The 13,697-nt window shown below is 68.2% G+C and carries 15 protein-coding genes and 1 pseudogene; 11 read left to right on the top strand and 5 right to left on the bottom strand.

Features of this window, described 5'->3' with window-relative positions; translation table 11 throughout:
* Positions 1 to 16: 16 nt before the first annotated feature.
* From M9978_RS15955 to M9978_RS15930, 6 genes are read left to right on the top strand one after another with little or no spacing between them, the layout of a single operon-like run.
* The gene (locus M9978_RS15955; RefSeq protein ID WP_254294898.1) at positions 17 to 1,126 is read left to right on the top strand and encodes a DUF2079 domain-containing protein; all 1,110 of its coding nucleotides are present in this window, start codon (positions 17 to 19) and stop codon (positions 1,124 to 1,126) included.
* Positions 1,123 to 2,298 (top strand): bifunctional phosphopantothenoylcysteine decarboxylase/phosphopantothenate--cysteine ligase CoaBC, encoded by a 1,176-nt coding sequence (gene coaBC / locus M9978_RS15950; protein WP_254294896.1) that lies wholly within the window; start codon positions 1,123 to 1,125, stop codon positions 2,296 to 2,298. The genes M9978_RS15955 and coaBC overlap by 4 nt, the downstream gene beginning before the upstream one ends.
* Positions 2,288 to 3,088 (top strand): hypothetical protein, encoded by an 801-nt coding sequence (locus tag M9978_RS15945; RefSeq protein WP_254294894.1) that lies wholly within the window; start codon positions 2,288 to 2,290, stop codon positions 3,086 to 3,088. Before coaBC ends, M9978_RS15945 begins: the two co-directional genes overlap by 11 nt.
* Complete coding sequence (dut, locus tag M9978_RS15940) at positions 3,085 to 3,534, top strand: dUTP diphosphatase (RefSeq protein ID WP_254294892.1); 450 nt, start codon at positions 3,085 to 3,087, stop codon at positions 3,532 to 3,534. Before M9978_RS15945 ends, dut begins: the two co-directional genes overlap by 4 nt.
* On the top strand, positions 3,534 to 3,953 hold the full coding sequence (locus M9978_RS15935; RefSeq protein ID WP_254294890.1) for a hypothetical protein: 420 nt from the start codon (positions 3,534 to 3,536) through the stop codon (positions 3,951 to 3,953). Before dut ends, M9978_RS15935 begins: the two co-directional genes overlap by 1 nt.
* The gene (locus M9978_RS15930) at positions 3,950 to 4,702 is read left to right on the top strand and encodes a HesA/MoeB/ThiF family protein (RefSeq protein WP_254294888.1); all 753 of its coding nucleotides are present in this window, start codon (positions 3,950 to 3,952) and stop codon (positions 4,700 to 4,702) included. The genes M9978_RS15935 and M9978_RS15930 overlap by 4 nt, the downstream gene beginning before the upstream one ends.
* On the opposite strand, the gene M9978_RS15925 is transcribed toward M9978_RS15930, so the two are convergent.
* Genes M9978_RS15925 through M9978_RS15915 form a run of 3 tightly spaced genes read right to left on the bottom strand, consistent with a single transcriptional unit; the run spans position 4,699 to position 7,333 of the window.
* Positions 4,699 to 6,072, bottom strand: a complete 1,374-nt coding sequence (locus tag M9978_RS15925) for a glutamate--cysteine ligase (protein WP_254294886.1) — start codon at positions 6,070 to 6,072, stop codon at positions 4,699 to 4,701. The two genes, M9978_RS15930 and M9978_RS15925, sit on opposite strands and share 4 nt — an antisense overlap.
* A gap of 45 nt (positions 6,073 to 6,117) precedes the next feature.
* Positions 6,118 to 6,861, bottom strand: a complete 744-nt coding sequence (locus tag M9978_RS15920; protein WP_254294884.1) for a 16S rRNA (uracil(1498)-N(3))-methyltransferase — start codon at positions 6,859 to 6,861, stop codon at positions 6,118 to 6,120.
* A 37-nt stretch (positions 6,862 to 6,898) separates the two neighbouring features.
* Positions 6,899 to 7,333 (bottom strand): DUF2147 domain-containing protein, encoded by a 435-nt coding sequence (locus M9978_RS15915; protein WP_254294882.1) that lies wholly within the window; start codon positions 7,331 to 7,333, stop codon positions 6,899 to 6,901.
* Positions 7,334 to 7,423: 90 nt separating this feature from the next.
* Here M9978_RS15915 and ubiA point away from each other — a divergent pair, with 90 nt between their 5' ends.
* From ubiA to M9978_RS15900, 3 genes and pseudogenes are all read left to right on the top strand, one after another.
* Entirely contained in the window at positions 7,424 to 8,341 is a 918-nt protein-coding gene (ubiA, locus tag M9978_RS15910) for a 4-hydroxybenzoate octaprenyltransferase (protein WP_254294880.1), read from the top strand.
* Between the two features lie 31 nt (positions 8,342 to 8,372).
* Positions 8,373 to 9,719, top strand: a complete 1,347-nt coding sequence (locus M9978_RS15905) for a TldD/PmbA family protein (protein WP_254294878.1) — start codon at positions 8,373 to 8,375, stop codon at positions 9,717 to 9,719.
* Positions 9,718 to 10,503: pseudogene (locus M9978_RS15900) on the top strand (inositol monophosphatase family protein); the annotation flags it as partial. The gene M9978_RS15905 and the pseudogene M9978_RS15900, both read left to right, overlap by 2 nt.
* On the opposite strand, the gene M9978_RS15895 reads toward M9978_RS15900, so the two are convergent.
* Together M9978_RS15895 and M9978_RS15890 are read right to left on the bottom strand one after the other, a co-directional pair.
* Entirely contained in the window at positions 10,493 to 11,206 is a 714-nt protein-coding gene (locus tag M9978_RS15895; protein WP_254294875.1) for a hypothetical protein, read from the bottom strand. The pseudogene M9978_RS15900 and the gene M9978_RS15895 overlap by 11 nt on opposite strands.
* Positions 11,207 to 11,210: 4 nt before the next feature.
* Complete coding sequence (locus M9978_RS15890) at positions 11,211 to 12,419, bottom strand: toxic anion resistance protein (RefSeq protein WP_254294873.1); 1,209 nt, start codon at positions 12,417 to 12,419, stop codon at positions 11,211 to 11,213.
* Positions 12,420 to 12,577: 158 nt separating this feature from the next.
* On the opposite strand from M9978_RS15890, the gene M9978_RS15885 reads away from it, so the two are divergent.
* Complete coding sequence (locus M9978_RS15885; RefSeq protein ID WP_254294871.1) at positions 12,578 to 12,745, top strand: hypothetical protein; 168 nt, start codon at positions 12,578 to 12,580, stop codon at positions 12,743 to 12,745.
* Positions 12,735 to 13,652: a hypothetical protein gene (locus M9978_RS15880; RefSeq protein WP_254294870.1), complete on the top strand. Its 918-nt coding sequence runs from the start codon at positions 12,735 to 12,737 to the stop codon at positions 13,650 to 13,652. Before M9978_RS15885 ends, M9978_RS15880 begins: the two co-directional genes overlap by 11 nt.
* Positions 13,653 to 13,697 lie beyond the last annotated feature (45 nt).

The raw sequence follows: 13,697 nt of genomic DNA, 5'->3' as shown, positions 1-13,697 counted from the left end.
GGCTAGCATCGGTGCGATGACGCGCCCCCATCCGATCTGGCTCGCGAGCCCCAGCCGCTTCGCCGCGCTGCCGCGCGCGCAGGCACGGATCGTGATCGGCGCGCTCCTGGCGCTGCTGCTCGCCTCGTTTGCCGTGCTCGGCGTGAATGCGCCGGCCGAATCCGATACGGGCGCGGGCGTCGATCGGCCGACCGACATCGCGCTCTATGAAGGCATCGTCTCCGCCGTGCGGCATGGCGAGGACTATTATACGGCGGCGGCCGACGCCTTGCGTGCGGGCAGCTATCCGCTGCGCCCGTTCCTAACCTTTCGCATGCCGGGCCTCGCGACGGTGCAGGGACTGCTGCCCGAGCTTGTCGCACTGGCACTGCTCTACCTGCTCGCCACGACCACCGCCCTGCTGTGGCACCGCCGCCTGGGGGAGGCGCTCACCGGCGTCCCGGCGCGCGTTGCGGCGCTGTTTCTGCTCGCCGGCGGCATGCTCGCCTTCGTCCAGCCGGGGCTCGTCGCGTTTCACGAAATCTGGGCCGGACTGCTCGTCGCCACGAGCCTTGCGTTGCGCCGCCCGGGCCGCTGGATCGAGGCGGTGGCGGTTGCGCTGATCGCGATGCTGGTGCGTGAAACCGCGGCACTGTTCGTGCTGGTCATGGGCGGGCTCGCCCTGCTCGAAGGTCATCGCCGCGAAGCGATGGGCTGGGCCGTCGCCCTCGGCATCTTCGCGCTCGCGCTCGCCGCGCATGCCGTCGCGGTGCATGGCGTCACCGGCCCGCTCGACGCTGCCTCGCCGGGCTGGAGCGGGATGCATGGGTTCGGCCTGTTCGTCCGCGCGATGACGCTGGCGACCGCGCTCCAGCTGTTTCCGGCCATCGCCGCCGCGTTGCTGGTCGCGCTGGCGCTGTTCGGCTGGGCGAGCTGGCGCGATCCGCTGGCGCTGCGCGCCATCACGACGTTCAGCGCCTATGCAGCCGCGATCAGTTTATTCGCGCGGCTCGACACCTTCTATTGGGGCCTGATGATCGCACCGGTTTTCCTTGTCGGCCTCGCCTTCGTGCCCGACGGGCTGCGCGATCTCACGGCGCGTGCGCTCGACAGGCGGCGCGTGCGCGTGCAGAGGATCGAGCCATGAAGCGCATCCTTCTGATCGTCGGCGGCGGGATCGCCGCGTACAAGGCGTGCGAGCTGATCCGCCTCGCCCGCAAGGCGGCGATCGATGTCACCTGCGTGCTCACCGGAGGCGGTCAGCATTTCGTGACCCCGATGACGCTCGCTGCGCTGTCCGAGAACCAGGTTTATACCACGCTGTGGGATCTCAAGGACGAGGCCGAGATGGGACACATCCAGCTCAGCCGCAACGCCGACCTGGTGGTCGTCGCCCCGGCCACCGCCGACCTGCTGGCGAAGATGGCGGCCGGCATCGCCGACGATCTCGCCACCACGCTGCTGCTCGCGACCGACAAGCCCGTTCTCGCCGCGCCCGCGATGAACGTGCGCATGTGGCAGCACGCCGCGACGCGCCGCAACGTCGCGACGCTGCGCGGCGATGGTGTGACGATCCTAGAGCCCGACGATGGCCCGATGGCGTGCGGCGAATATGGTCCCGGCCGCCTGCCCGAGCCGCAGGCGATCCTCGACGCGATCGAGACCGCGCTCGCGCCGGGTTCCGGGCCGCTCGCCGGCAAGCACATCCTCGTCACCGCCGGCCCGACGCACGAGCCGATCGACCCGGTGCGCTACATCGCCAACCGCTCGTCGGGGAAGCAGGGGTTCGAGATCGCCAGCGCGCTGGTCGATCTCGGCGCACGCGTCACGCTGGTTGCAGGGCCGGTTGCCCTCCCCACCCCGCCGCGTGTGAACCGCATCGACGTCGAGACCGCACGCGAGATGGCCGCGGCGGTCGAGGCCGCGTTGCCCGCAGACGCCGCGGTAATGGTCGCCGCCGTGGCCGACTGGCGCAGCGCCGATACGTCGGATCAGAAGATCAAGAAGCGTGGCGCGGCGCCCTCCCTCACCCTCGCGGAGAACCCCGACATCCTCGCCACGCTCGCTCAAAACGCGCGCCGCCCGCAGCTGCTGATTGGTTTCGCCGCCGAAACCGAACGGGTCGTCGAACATGCCACCGCGAAACGGACTCGCAAGGGCGCGGACTGGATTGTCGCCAATGACGTTTCGGGCGATGTGATGGGCGGAGATGCGAATACCGTTCACCTCGTCACCGCGAGCGGCGTCGAAAGCTGGGAGCGATTGCCCAAGCCCGATGTCGCGCGCCGCCTCGCCCAGCGGATCGCCGATGCGCTTTAAGCTCTCGCTCGCCGCGCTCCTCGCCGCCGGACCCGCGCTGCATGCGGCGCCTGCGGCCAAGCAGCCGCCGATGCTGCACGAGCAGCGCTATGGCGAGGACCGCGCCTCGCGCGTGCGCACGCTTGCCGTCGTGCTCCACGCCGATGGCGATACCAGCGTCGCGCCGGCCTATAGCTTCACTGAGGCCACCGCGAAGGCGCTGACCGGGAGTACCTCGATCGCGCTGCTGCGCCCGGGCTATGCCGACACCGCCGGCCGCCGTTCGCCGGGTGAGCGCGGGCGCGCCAATGGCGACGGCTATACGCGCGAACGCGTTGGCGAGGTCGCCCGCTCGCTGATCGCGCTGCGTAAGCGCTACCGCCGCGCCAAGCTGATCCTGATCGGCGAAGGCGGCGGCGCGGCGATCGCCGCCAATCTCGTCGGCATCTATCCGACGCTCGCCGATGGGCTGCTGCTCGTATCCTGCCCGTGCGCGCTGCCCGAATGGCGGCGGACGATGGCGAAGCGCAGCCCCAATGCCGGGTTCGACCAGCCCGTCACGAGCCTCGATCCGCTGCAGACGATCGGCGGCGTCTCACCGGCGTTACGCGCCGCGGTACTGGTGGGTGCCGACGATCCGGCCGGTCTGGCGCGCTATTCGCGCACCTATGCCGAAGCGTTGGCGCTGCGCGGCATCGCGGTCGATTTCCGCATCCTCCCGGCGCGTCCGGCCAGCGCGGTGCTCAGCGAACCGGAGGTCGCCGATGCGCTGAAGCGCCTCGCCACCAGCCTGCCCGAGAAGCGCAAATGACCGGCACGCCGATCCGCATCGCGCTCCAGCGCCTCCCTCATGGCGAGGGCCTGCCGCTTCCCGCCTATGCTACGGCAGGCGCGGCCGGCATGGACGTGGTCGCGGCCGAGGATTATGTCCTCGTCCCCGGCGGACGCCATGCCGTCGCCACCGGTTTCGCCATCGCCATTCCCGACGGCTATGAGGTGCAGGTCCGCCCGCGCTCGGGACTGGCGCTCAAGCACGGCATCACCTGCCTCAACACGCCCGGCACGATCGACAGCGACTATCGCGGCGAGGTCAAGGTGATCCTCGCCAATCTCGGCAGCGAACCCTTTGCGGTCGTCCGTGGCGAACGCATCGCACAGCTGGTCGCGGCGCCGGTCCAGCGCGCGGTGTTCGAGGAAGTGGCGGCGCTCGACGACACGGCGCGCGGCGGCGGCGGGTTCGGATCGACGGGGCGATAATGGCCGGAGCGCTGGCCCCCTTGCTGCTGATTGCGGCGCAGGCAACGCCTGCCGCGCCGCCTGTACAGACGGAGCGCGCCAGGATCGACTGGGCGAGCTTGCCCGACCTGCCCTATCGCCAGCCGCCGCAGGTGACGGCGCCGATGAACACCTATGTCAGGGCGCAGACCCGCGCCCGGCGCTGCAAGGTCCAGCGCCGCGTCACCGACAAGCAGCCAGCGCTTCGCATCGAGGTCGCAGTGCTCGTCCATCCCGAGGATGGCGTGCGCACCTCGGTCCCGCGCGCGGCGGGTTGCCCGATGGTCGAGCAATATGCCGCCGGACTCGTCACCGCCTTTGCGCGCAACAACCTCGCCGCGCGCACCGCCGCCGCCGAGCAATGGTATCGCGCGACGGTCACCTTCGTCTGGAAGAAATGACGCTCACCGACGAAGAGCTGGAGCGCTATGCCCGCCATATCGTGCTCAAGGAGATTGGCGGCGCGGGACAGGCACGGCTCAAGGCAGCGCGCGTCGCGGTGATCGGCGCAGGCGGGATCGGCTCCCCCGCCCTCCAATATCTCGCAGCGGCCGGCATCAGCAGTCTCACGATCATCGATGACGACCGAGTCGATCTGTCGAACCTTCAGCGCCAGACTTTGTTTGGCACCGCCGACGCCGGAGAACCGAAGGCGCAAGCCGCGGTCACCGCACTGGGCCGCCTCAATCCGCATGTCGAAGCCACGGCGCAAGTCACCCGCATCGATGCGGCCAACGCCGCTTGCCTGCTCGACGGACACGACGCAGTCCTCGACGGCACCGACAATTTCGCCACCCGGCTGATCGTCGCCGACACCGCGCTCGCACTGCGCATCCCGCTGGTCGCCGCGGCGGTCGGACAGTTCGAAGGGCAACTCGGCGTGTTCCGCGGCTGGGAAGCGGACAAGCCCTGCTATCGCTGCTTCACCGGCGCCGACCCGGAGACGCCCGGCGTCAACTGCGCCGAACAGGGCGTGCTCGGCGCACTCACCGGTCTGCTCGGCAGCCTCGCCGCGCTCGAGGTGATCCGCGCGATCGTGCCGTTCGGCGAGGACAGCGCGGGCAAGCTGCTGATCGCCGATACGCTGGCACTGCGCTTTCGCACGCTGACGCTGCCCAAGGACCCCGGCTGCCCCGCCTGCGCAGACTAAAACCGGCTCTCGGCATAGATGCGGCAGACGTCGCCGCCCCACTCGCCGGCATAACGCTCCAGCAGCAGTTCCGCGGGCACCTTGCCCGTCCGCGCGATCTCGCGCAGCGGGTCGAGAAAGCCGCTCTCATTGTCGCCTGCAGCATTGAGCCGCGCACGCGCAGTCAGGCCCGCGCCGGCGATGTCGATCACCTGCCCGGCAATGTCGCGCAGCCTGCCGCCACCCGGCAGCGGCGCGTCGAGGCCGAGCCTGGGCACGCTGTCGCGCAGCGCCTGCCGCTCGCCCATGTCCCAGTCCTTGACCAGATCCCATGCCGCATCGAGCGCGCCCTGATCATAGAGCAGGCCGACCCACAAGGCCGGCAGCGCGCAGATCCGATCCCACGGCCCGCCATCGGCGCCGCGCATTTCGAGGAAGGTCTTGAGCCGCACTTCGGGAAAGGCGGTCGAGAGATGATCCGCCCAATCGTCGATCGTCGGCTTCTCGCCCGGCAGTACCGAAAGCTCGCCGCGCAGGAAATCGCGGAAGCTCAGCCCCGCCGCATCGATGTAACGGCCGTCGCGATAGACGAAGTACATCGGCACATCGAGCGCATAGTCGGCATAGCGCTCGTACCCGAACCCGTCCTCGAACACGAACGGCAGCATGCCGGTGCGGTGCGGGTCCGTGTCCGACCAGATATGCGAGCGGTAGCTCAGCATCCCGTTCGGCTTGCCTTCGGTGAAGGGGGAGTTGGCGAACAGCGCGGTTGCCAGCGGCTGGAGCGCGAGGCCGACGCGAAACTTCTGCGCCATGTCCGCCTCGCTCGAATAATCGAGGTTCACCTGAACCGTGCAGGTGCGCAGCATCATGTCGAGGCCGAGCGAGCCGACGCGCGGCATATGGCTCAGCATGATCGCGTAACGGCCCTTGGGCATCACGGGCAGATCGCCGCGCGCCTTGTCCGGCCACATGCCGAGGCCGAGGAAGCCGATGCCGAGCTTTTCGCCCACGGCCTTGACCTGCTGCAGATGCCGTCCGGTCTCGGCGCAGGTCTGATGGAGATTCTCCAGCGGCGCACCCGACAGCTCGAGCTGCCCGGCTGGTTCCAGGCTCACCGTTCCGTCCGGCCCGGACAGCGCGATGACCTTGCCGCCCTCTTCGACCGGCTTCCAGCCGAACTGAGTCAGCTCGGCGAGCAGGTCGCGGATGCCGCCCGGCTCGTCATAGGAGGGCGCGTGATGGTCGCTGGTCGAGAAGACGAATTTCTCATGCTCGGTGCCGATCCGCCAGCGTTCCGCCGGCTTCTCGCCCTTCGAAAAATAGTCGATGAGCTGCTGACGGCTCTCGATGACAGGCGCGTTGCTGTTTGAAACCGTCTTGGTGCTCATCGCGCGCATTTAGGCGCGCGCAAACCGTTGCGCCAGTGGCAAGATTCACCAGTCGCCCGCAGCACCCATCCACAGGCTCACCGCCGCCGCCGCCGCGGTCTCGGCGCGCAGGATCCGCGGCCCCAGCGAAATGCCGACCGCTTGGGGTACCGCGCGGATCGCCTCGCGCTCCTCGGAGTCGAAGCCCCCTTCCGGCCCGATCAGGATCGCGGCTGGGCCGGGATGCGCGCGCATCGCCGCCAGCGCCGGCGCGCCGCCGGTCTCGTCAGCGAAGAACAGCGCGCGCTCGGGCGGCCAGTCCCTGAGCAACGTGGCCAGCTTCACCGGTTCGGCGAGTTCGGGCAGCGCAGTCCGTCCGCATTGCTCGGCCGCCTCGATCATGTGAACGCGCAACCGGTCGAGGTTGAGCTTGTCGACCACCGCGCGCCGCGTCAGCACCGGCGCGACGCGCGCCACGCCCAGCTCACACGCCTTCTCGACCACCCAGTCGATCCGCGCCTTCTTGATCGGCGCGGCGCACAGCCACAGATCGGGCACCGCCTCGCGTTCGCGCAGCTTCTCGCGCACTTCGAGCGTCAGGTCGCGCTTGCGGGCCTCGACGGCGACCGCAAGCCACTCGCCGGTCGCATCGTCGAACAGCGTGACCGGATCGCCGGCCTTGAGCCGCATGACTGTCGCCAGATAATGCCCCTGCGGCCCGTCGATCCGGCGCATCTCGCCCGCGCTCAACGGCGGCTCGACGAACAGCCGCGGGGTGGATTGAGGCGGCCAGGCGGGCGTCGCGATCATCACGCTGTCCTAAGGGCACGAACAGCGCGCGGCAACGTCAGCCGATGCGCTGCCAATGCCGGGTCTGGCAGACGAGTCCGCCGAGCATGCAACCCGACACGCGCAGCTGATCTTCCTTCAGTTGGATCACCGTCGCAGATGCGCGCTTGTCGATATCCGGCACATAGGCCCTGCCACGCCATTTCCCGTCCGGGTGCCGGCGCAGCCCGGTCATCAGCTTGCTGCCGATGAGGTCCTGCCCACTGCCCTTGCGCGCATCCGCCTGCGCCACTGGATTCGCCCAGACCACCGTGGCGCACAGCGCTTCACCGCACGAGGCGATGCGCAGATGGATGGTGTTGCGCGCATTGCGCCACACCCCCTCCAAGCCGCCGGGCTGAGGTGCGGCTGCACCGAGCAGTCCTGCGCAGACGATCGGACTCAACACACGCGTCACCAGCAATTGACCGTTCCTTCGTTGCCGCACGGGCATATAGGGCGGATCATGCCCATTCTAAGGCGGCATCATCACCGCAATGCGGCTTGACGCAGGCTGAACCTTCGCGTCTTCGTGGCGACGCACATGACCGATCTCTCTGCGACCGTCCCCGACACCGAGTATCGCGGCTTCATGCGGCTCCTGCCCGCCGCCGCCCGCCCCTACGCCCTGCTTGCGCGGTTCGACCGGCCAATTGGGTGGTGGCTGCTGTTCTGGCCCGGCGCGTGGGCGATCGGGCTGGCGGGCGGCGCGGTGGAACGCTGGGATCTGCTCGCCTGGTTCCTGCTCGGCAGCATCGCGATGCGCGGCGCGGGCTGCGTCTATAACGACATCGTCGACCGCGATCTCGACCGCCAGGTAGAGCGCACGCGTACCCGCCCGTTGGCAAGCGGCTCGGTGAGCCTCAAGGCGGCATGGGTGTGGCTGGTGTCGTTATGCCTGATCGGCCTCGTCGTGCTGCTCCAGCTCAACCCCGTGGCCGCGATGATCGCGCTCGCCAGCCTCGCCCCGGTCGCCGCCTATCCGTTCATGAAGCGGATCACCTGGTGGCCGCAGGCATGGCTCGGCATCGTCTTTTCCTGGGCGGCGATCACCGGCTGGGCTGCGGTCACCGGCGACCTGCCGCTTGCCGCCCTGCTGCTCTATGCCGGCTGCATCGCCTGGGCGATCGGGTACGACACGATCTACGCGCTGCAGGATGTCGAGGACGACGCGCTGGTCGGGGTCCGCTCTTCCGCGCGCCGCATGGGGCCGCACGTTCGCGCGGGGGTCACGGCCTTTTACGCAATCGCGCTGACGCTATGGGGCGCCGCCTTTTGGCAGCTCCGCCCCGACCCTCTCGCGCTGCTCGCACTGGTTCCCGTTGCGCTCCACCTGATCTGGCAGGTCGCCACGCTGATCCCCAGCGACGGCGCGAACGCGCTCCACCGCTTCCGCTCGAACCGCAACGCCGGCTTGCTGATGTTCGCCGCCTGCTTCGTCGTCGGGACGACGGCCTTTTGACCTTCACCATCCCGCTCCCTAGATCGCATCGATGCTGACCCCCGATCAGGCGCGCGAGCGCGTCCAGGATGCCATCGCCCGCGCATTGAAAGCTGGCGCCGACGCCGCCGATGCGATGCTGTCCGGCGGCGAGTCGCTCTCGGTATCGGTTCGCCTCGGCGCACTGGAGGATGTCGGCCGCGCCGAGCATGAGGAACTGGGCCTGCGCGTCTTCACCGGAACGCGCTCGGCCAGCATTTCTGCCACCGATCTCTCTCCCGCCTCGCTCGATACGCTCGCGCAGCGCGCCGTCGCGATGGCGCGCGAGGCGCCGGAGGATGAATGGGCTGGCCTTGCGCCCGCCGACCGGCTGCTCAAGGGCAATGTCCCCGATCTCGACCTCGACGACGGCACGCTCGGCGACCCAGGCACGCTCAAGGCGCGCGCCCTCGAAGCCGAAGATGCCGCGCGCGCTGTCGCCGGCGTCACCAACAGCGAGGGCGGCGGCGCGTCGGCCAGCCGCGGCGTCTGGGCGCTCGCCACCAGCCATGGCTTTGCCGGCGCCTATGCCGTCACCAGCCACAGCGTCTCGGCCAGCGTGCTCGCGGGCGATGCCGGCGCGATGGAACGCGACTACGCCCACCATAGCGCACGCCACGCCCGCCTACTCGAATCAGCCGCCGAAGTCGGCCGCCGCGCCGGCGAGCGCGCCGTTGCCCGACTCAATCCCGGCGGCGTCAACAGTGGCACCATGCCCGTCGTCCTCGACCCGCGCGTTGGTTCCGGCCTGCTCGGCCACTTGTCGGGTGCGATCTCGGGCAGCGCGATCGCGCGCAAGACGAGCTTCCTGCTCGACGCACTGGGCACGCAGATCTTCGCGCGCGGTATCCGCATCTTCGACGATCCGCATCGCCCGCACGGCCTGCGCTCGCGCCCGTTCGACGGCGAGGGGTTGCCGGTCTCACCAGTCGCGCTGGTCGAGGACGGCATGCTGGAAACCTGGCTGCTGGACAGCGCGGCGGCGCGCCAGCTGGGCCTTGAGCCGACCGCACATGCCAGCCGCGGCATCGGCGGCGCACCCAGCGTCGGTCCGTCCAACCTCTATATGGAAAATGGCAGGCTGCCGTTTGAAACGCTCATCTCTGATATCGACTATGGCGTTTATATCACTGAATTGATTGGACATGGTGTCAACCTCATCACCGGCGACTATAGCCGCGGCGCCGCCGGTTTCCTGATCGAAAAGGGCGAAATTACGCGACCCGTCAGCGAGATCACGGTCGCCGGCACGCTCGAGTCGATGTTCCGCGAGCTGACCCCCGCCAATGATCTTGAATTCCGCTACGGCATCAACGTGCCGACGCTGCGCATCGAGGGGATGACCGTCGCCAGCAGCTGAGTCTCTCCTTCAGGCAACCGCGGACATCGCGGCCGAAGCAGCGCAACTCGCGCTCGTCCGCTTCAAGACCGGCGTGCGCAAATGGGAGAAGTCGCCCGACAACTTCGTCTGCGAAGTGGATCTCGACGTCGACGCGCTGCTGCGCGAACGGCTCTCGGTCCTGCTCCCCGACGCCGGCTGGCTGTCCGAGGAAACCGCCGACGACCTTGCCCGCCTCTCCTGCAATCGCGTGTGGGTGGTCGATCCGATCGACGGAACGCGCGACTATATCCGCGACCGCCCCGGCTGGGCGGTGTCGGTCGCCTTGGTCGAGAACGGCCAGCCCGTGATCGGCGTTCTCGCCGCCCCCGCGCGCAGCGAAGTCTGGCTCGCGGAGGCCGGCAAGGGCGCGACACGCAACGCCGTGCCGATCGCCGCCTCGGACCGCATCCTGCTCGACGGCGCCCGCGTCCCCGCCGACGATCTACCAAAGGTCGATCGTGACCTCGTCATCGTCCACAAGCCCAATTCGATCGCTTTGCGCATGGCGATGGTCGCCGCGGGCGAAGCCGATCTGCTCGCCACCTTTCGCTGGGGCAGCGACTGGGACATCGCCGCCGCCACGCTGATCGCGCGCGAGGCCGGTGCGAAGGTCACCGATGCGCTGGCCAAGAAGCTCCGCTTCAACACCCCGCGCGGCGAAAGCTTTGGGTTACTGGCGACGGCGCCGGGCATCCATGATGCCGCCGCCGAGCGGCTGCGCGGGCGCGCCGTGGAGGCGCTCGGCAAGCAGCCTAGCCGCTGACCTCGTCGTCCCCGCGATACTTGACCTGAAGATACCGCCCGCGCGTCGCCAGCGCATCAAGATCGCCCTGCGCCAGTTGCGCCGACATCTGCGCGATCTCCTGATCGATCAGCGCCAGCCCCTCGACCAGCTGCTTGTCGGGCGACTGGCCGTAGCGTTCCTGCCCGCGCAAATTCGCCGGCACGCGCTGATAGCCCTTGATCAGCTCGGGCAATTGCTCGCCAACCAGCTTGCGCACTTCCGCCGCGGCCGGCTCGCCTTCATTGAGCGTCTTGAGCTGCCCCGCCAGCACGTCCAGTTTCGTCCCGATCGAATCGAGCAACGGCATCGCCGTTCCCGGCAAGGTCGGCCGCTGCCGGTCGAGCCACTCCTCCGTGCGCAGCGGAACGGCGGCCAGCGGCGCCTCGCCGAACTTCTCCGGCTCCACTTCGGCGCTGCCCGGCATCATCCCGAAGAACAGGGTCGCCGCGATCAACAGCGCCATCACCGTCAGCGCGCCGCCCATCCCCAGCGGAATGAACCAGCCGATGATCATCGCCGCGACGAGGATCACACCCGCCGCCGCCGCGATCCGCCCGACGCGGCGGACGATCTCGCCCTCGCGCCGCCGCTTGGCACGCGCGCTCAGCGTCGTGTAGCGCTCGCGCGAGCGGTTCAGCACCGCATCGGCGCGCGCGATTTCCCGGTCGATCTCGCTCGGCACTGGCTTACAGCGCCTCCAGCTTGAACGTCTCGGTCCCGCCCGAAACCTGGTTCTGCGACGCACCCTCGGCCCGCGCGATATAGCCCTTCGACTTCTCGACCTCGTTCGATAGCACCCCAACGGTGGTTTTCATGCTGTCGAGCGCCTTGAGCTTGAACGTGTCGATCGCGTCCATCGTGTCGTAGATGTTCTGGAAGGCGCGCTGCAGCGTCTCGATCGGAATCGTGCTCGCTGCGGCCTGTTCGTGGATGCGGCCAGTATTGTCCTTGAGCAGCTTGCCGGTCGAATCGATGATGTTCGCGGTGGTGGTGTTGAGTGCGGTGATCTGGTCGAGCACCAGACGTTGTGCAGTCAAAGCTTGCGCCACCGTCACCGCCGTGCGCAGCGCGCCGACGGTGGTAGTCGAGGCGCGGTCGACGCCCTTCACCAGCTCCACGTTATTTTTCTTGACCAGATCGAGCGCGAGATAGCCCTGTACCGTCACCGCCATCTGCGTCAGCAGGTCCTGTGTGCGCTGGCGGGTGTAGAACAACGCCGTCTCGCGGATCGCCTTGGCCTTGGCCGGGTCGGTGTGATCCAGCTCGTTGGCCTTGTCCTCCAGCCTTTGGTCCATCTCCTTCGAGATGTAGATCATCTGCTCGAGCCGCCCCATCGCCGCCCACAGATTCTGTCGCTCGACGTCGATCGCGGCATTGTCCATCAGCAGCTCGTCCTTGCCCGACTGCAGCCGCTTCAGGATCGAGGCGATGTGAGTCTGGCTCGACTTGTAGCTGTCGAAATAATTGCGCAGCTTGTTGCCGAACGGGATCACGCCGAACAGCTTCTTGCGCTGCATCAGGTCGCCGCGCTTGCCCGGATCGAGGTCCTCGATCGTGCGGCGCAGTTCGGCAAGGTCGGTACCGACGCCGGCATCCTTGTCCATCGCGCGCACCGGACGGTCGAGGAAGCGGTTCGATTGCCCCGCCGCGTCGCGGATTTCCTTCGATCCCATCGCGGTGATCGCGTCGACCCGCTTGCCGAATTCGGGCGAGTTGACGTCCTGCGCGACCAGATCGTCGATGAAGCTCTCGACCCGCGTGACCAGCTCGTTCTTCTTGCCTTCCTCGACCGGAACCAGCCCGGCCATCTTCTCGACCGGCCGCTCCTTCAGCGGCTCGGGCGCGGTCAGCACCAGATCGTCGGTCTTTTCGGCAGTCGCAGTCTCGGTCGCCATCGCCCATCTTCTCCAGTGGTTCCGCGCAAGATGAACGGGAACCGCGCGTCCTTCAAGTGTATCGCCAATATAATACACTTCGCACCGGCTGCAACGACTGGCTTCGTCAGAAGTTTTCCTGTCGCAGGCTGTTAATATTGGCCTGCTAGGAATGGCTCATGGAACGTAGGCTCAAGATGATGATTGCCGGTTCGATCGCGGTGTGGGTGCCGGTGGCTTCGGCCACGCAGGCGCAACCCCGTTTGGTCGATCTCGACAAAGTCTATCGCCTGAAGGCCGATCCGGCGCCCGAGGCTCAGTCCCCGGCCGCGCCCGATGCTGGCTAGCCTGATCGCCGCTGCGCTCGCCGTATTCGCCACACCGCAGGATTGTTCGATTGCCGGTGAAGTCGGCGCGCGGGTCTGCACGACCGCATCGCTCAAATCGCATGAGATCGAGCTTGCCGCGAAGGAAGCACGGGTCCTCGCCGTCACCGCCCGCCCCGCAACCTGGCGCGCCCGCGCGGCGCAATTCCGCAAATGGCTGGCGCAGCCCGATCTCGACGGCAAACGCCCGAGCGACGAGATCCTGATCCAGCGTCTTCAGGACCAAGTGCTCGAGCTCGACAAGGAAATTGATCGCGCCCGCGGCCTCTCGCCTGTCCCCGATGAGGCGACAGCGCTGGGCAGCCAGTGCCTCGCCAGATGGCTCCATATGGGCTGCCGTGTGACCGCCTCTGGGATCCTGCGCGGCGAGGACGGCACGCGCATTGTGTGGCAGCGCCAGGCGGGTGCGTCGGACGTGGATGGGATCGGCAACGGCATTCTGCTGTGGGACGCGAGCAAGCCGGGCGCGCCGAAGCTGATCGGCTGGTCGTTCGAGGGCGTGAATTACGAAGCGCCGATCCTGACCGACGACGGCAAGCTGTGGGTGCCGGGATCGATGGCCGGCAGCGGCGGCGGCAATGCCGACCTGCTCTATGTCAGGCGCGATGGCCAATGGGTCGAGATCGAGACGACCAGCTGGCGCGACACGCTCGAGGATCGCTTGCCCAAGGGGTTCAGCGCGTGGCAAGGCATCGACTACGACTTCAACGGGATGGGCGGCCGCAGCCCGCTGTGGCGCGACACCGACGCCAATTGCTGCGCGAGTGGCGGGAGCCTCACGCTGGGCTTCTCGATCCGGGGCACGAGCCTGATCCTCGACGAGGTCGATCCGGACATCGTCGACAAATGGGCGCCCGAGAAGAAATAGCCATCCCCTTCCCGCGCCGCACAATTTCAGCTATGCGCCCGCCCG

The organism is Sphingomonas tagetis (assembly GCF_024211275.1).
Classification (GTDB): domain Bacteria; phylum Pseudomonadota; class Alphaproteobacteria; order Sphingomonadales; family Sphingomonadaceae; genus Sphingomonas; species Sphingomonas tagetis.
This window is presented reverse-complemented; position numbering and strand designations above follow the sequence as displayed.

Excerpts from the sequence above, each read along its gene's own strand:
- M9978_RS15955 (WP_254294898.1), top strand. The coding sequence starts at position 17 with ATGACGCGCCCCCATCCGATCTGGCTCGCGAGCCCCAGCCGCTTCGCC.
- coaBC (WP_254294896.1), top strand. The coding sequence starts at position 1,123 with ATGAAGCGCATCCTTCTGATCGTCGGCGGCGGGATCGCCGCGTACAAG.
- M9978_RS15945 (WP_254294894.1), top strand. The coding sequence starts at position 2,288 with ATGCGCTTTAAGCTCTCGCTCGCCGCGCTCCTCGCCGCCGGACCCGCG.
- dut (WP_254294892.1), top strand. The coding sequence starts at position 3,085 with ATGACCGGCACGCCGATCCGCATCGCGCTCCAGCGCCTCCCTCATGGC.
- M9978_RS15935 (WP_254294890.1), top strand. The coding sequence starts at position 3,534 with ATGGCCGGAGCGCTGGCCCCCTTGCTGCTGATTGCGGCGCAGGCAACG.
- M9978_RS15930 (WP_254294888.1), top strand. The coding sequence starts at position 3,950 with ATGACGCTCACCGACGAAGAGCTGGAGCGCTATGCCCGCCATATCGTG.
- M9978_RS15925 (WP_254294886.1), bottom strand. The coding sequence starts at position 6,072 with ATGAGCACCAAGACGGTTTCAAACAGCAACGCGCCTGTCATCGAGAGC.
- M9978_RS15920 (WP_254294884.1), bottom strand. The coding sequence starts at position 6,861 with ATGATCGCGACGCCCGCCTGGCCGCCTCAATCCACCCCGCGGCTGTTC.
- M9978_RS15915 (WP_254294882.1), bottom strand. The coding sequence starts at position 7,333 with ATGCCCGTGCGGCAACGAAGGAACGGTCAATTGCTGGTGACGCGTGTG.
- ubiA (WP_254294880.1), top strand. The coding sequence starts at position 7,424 with ATGACCGATCTCTCTGCGACCGTCCCCGACACCGAGTATCGCGGCTTC.
- M9978_RS15905 (WP_254294878.1), top strand. The coding sequence starts at position 8,373 with ATGCTGACCCCCGATCAGGCGCGCGAGCGCGTCCAGGATGCCATCGCC.
- M9978_RS15890 (WP_254294873.1), bottom strand. The coding sequence starts at position 12,419 with ATGGCGACCGAGACTGCGACTGCCGAAAAGACCGACGATCTGGTGCTG.
- M9978_RS15885 (WP_254294871.1), top strand. The coding sequence starts at position 12,578 with ATGGAACGTAGGCTCAAGATGATGATTGCCGGTTCGATCGCGGTGTGG.
- M9978_RS15880 (WP_254294870.1), top strand. The coding sequence starts at position 12,735 with ATGCTGGCTAGCCTGATCGCCGCTGCGCTCGCCGTATTCGCCACACCG.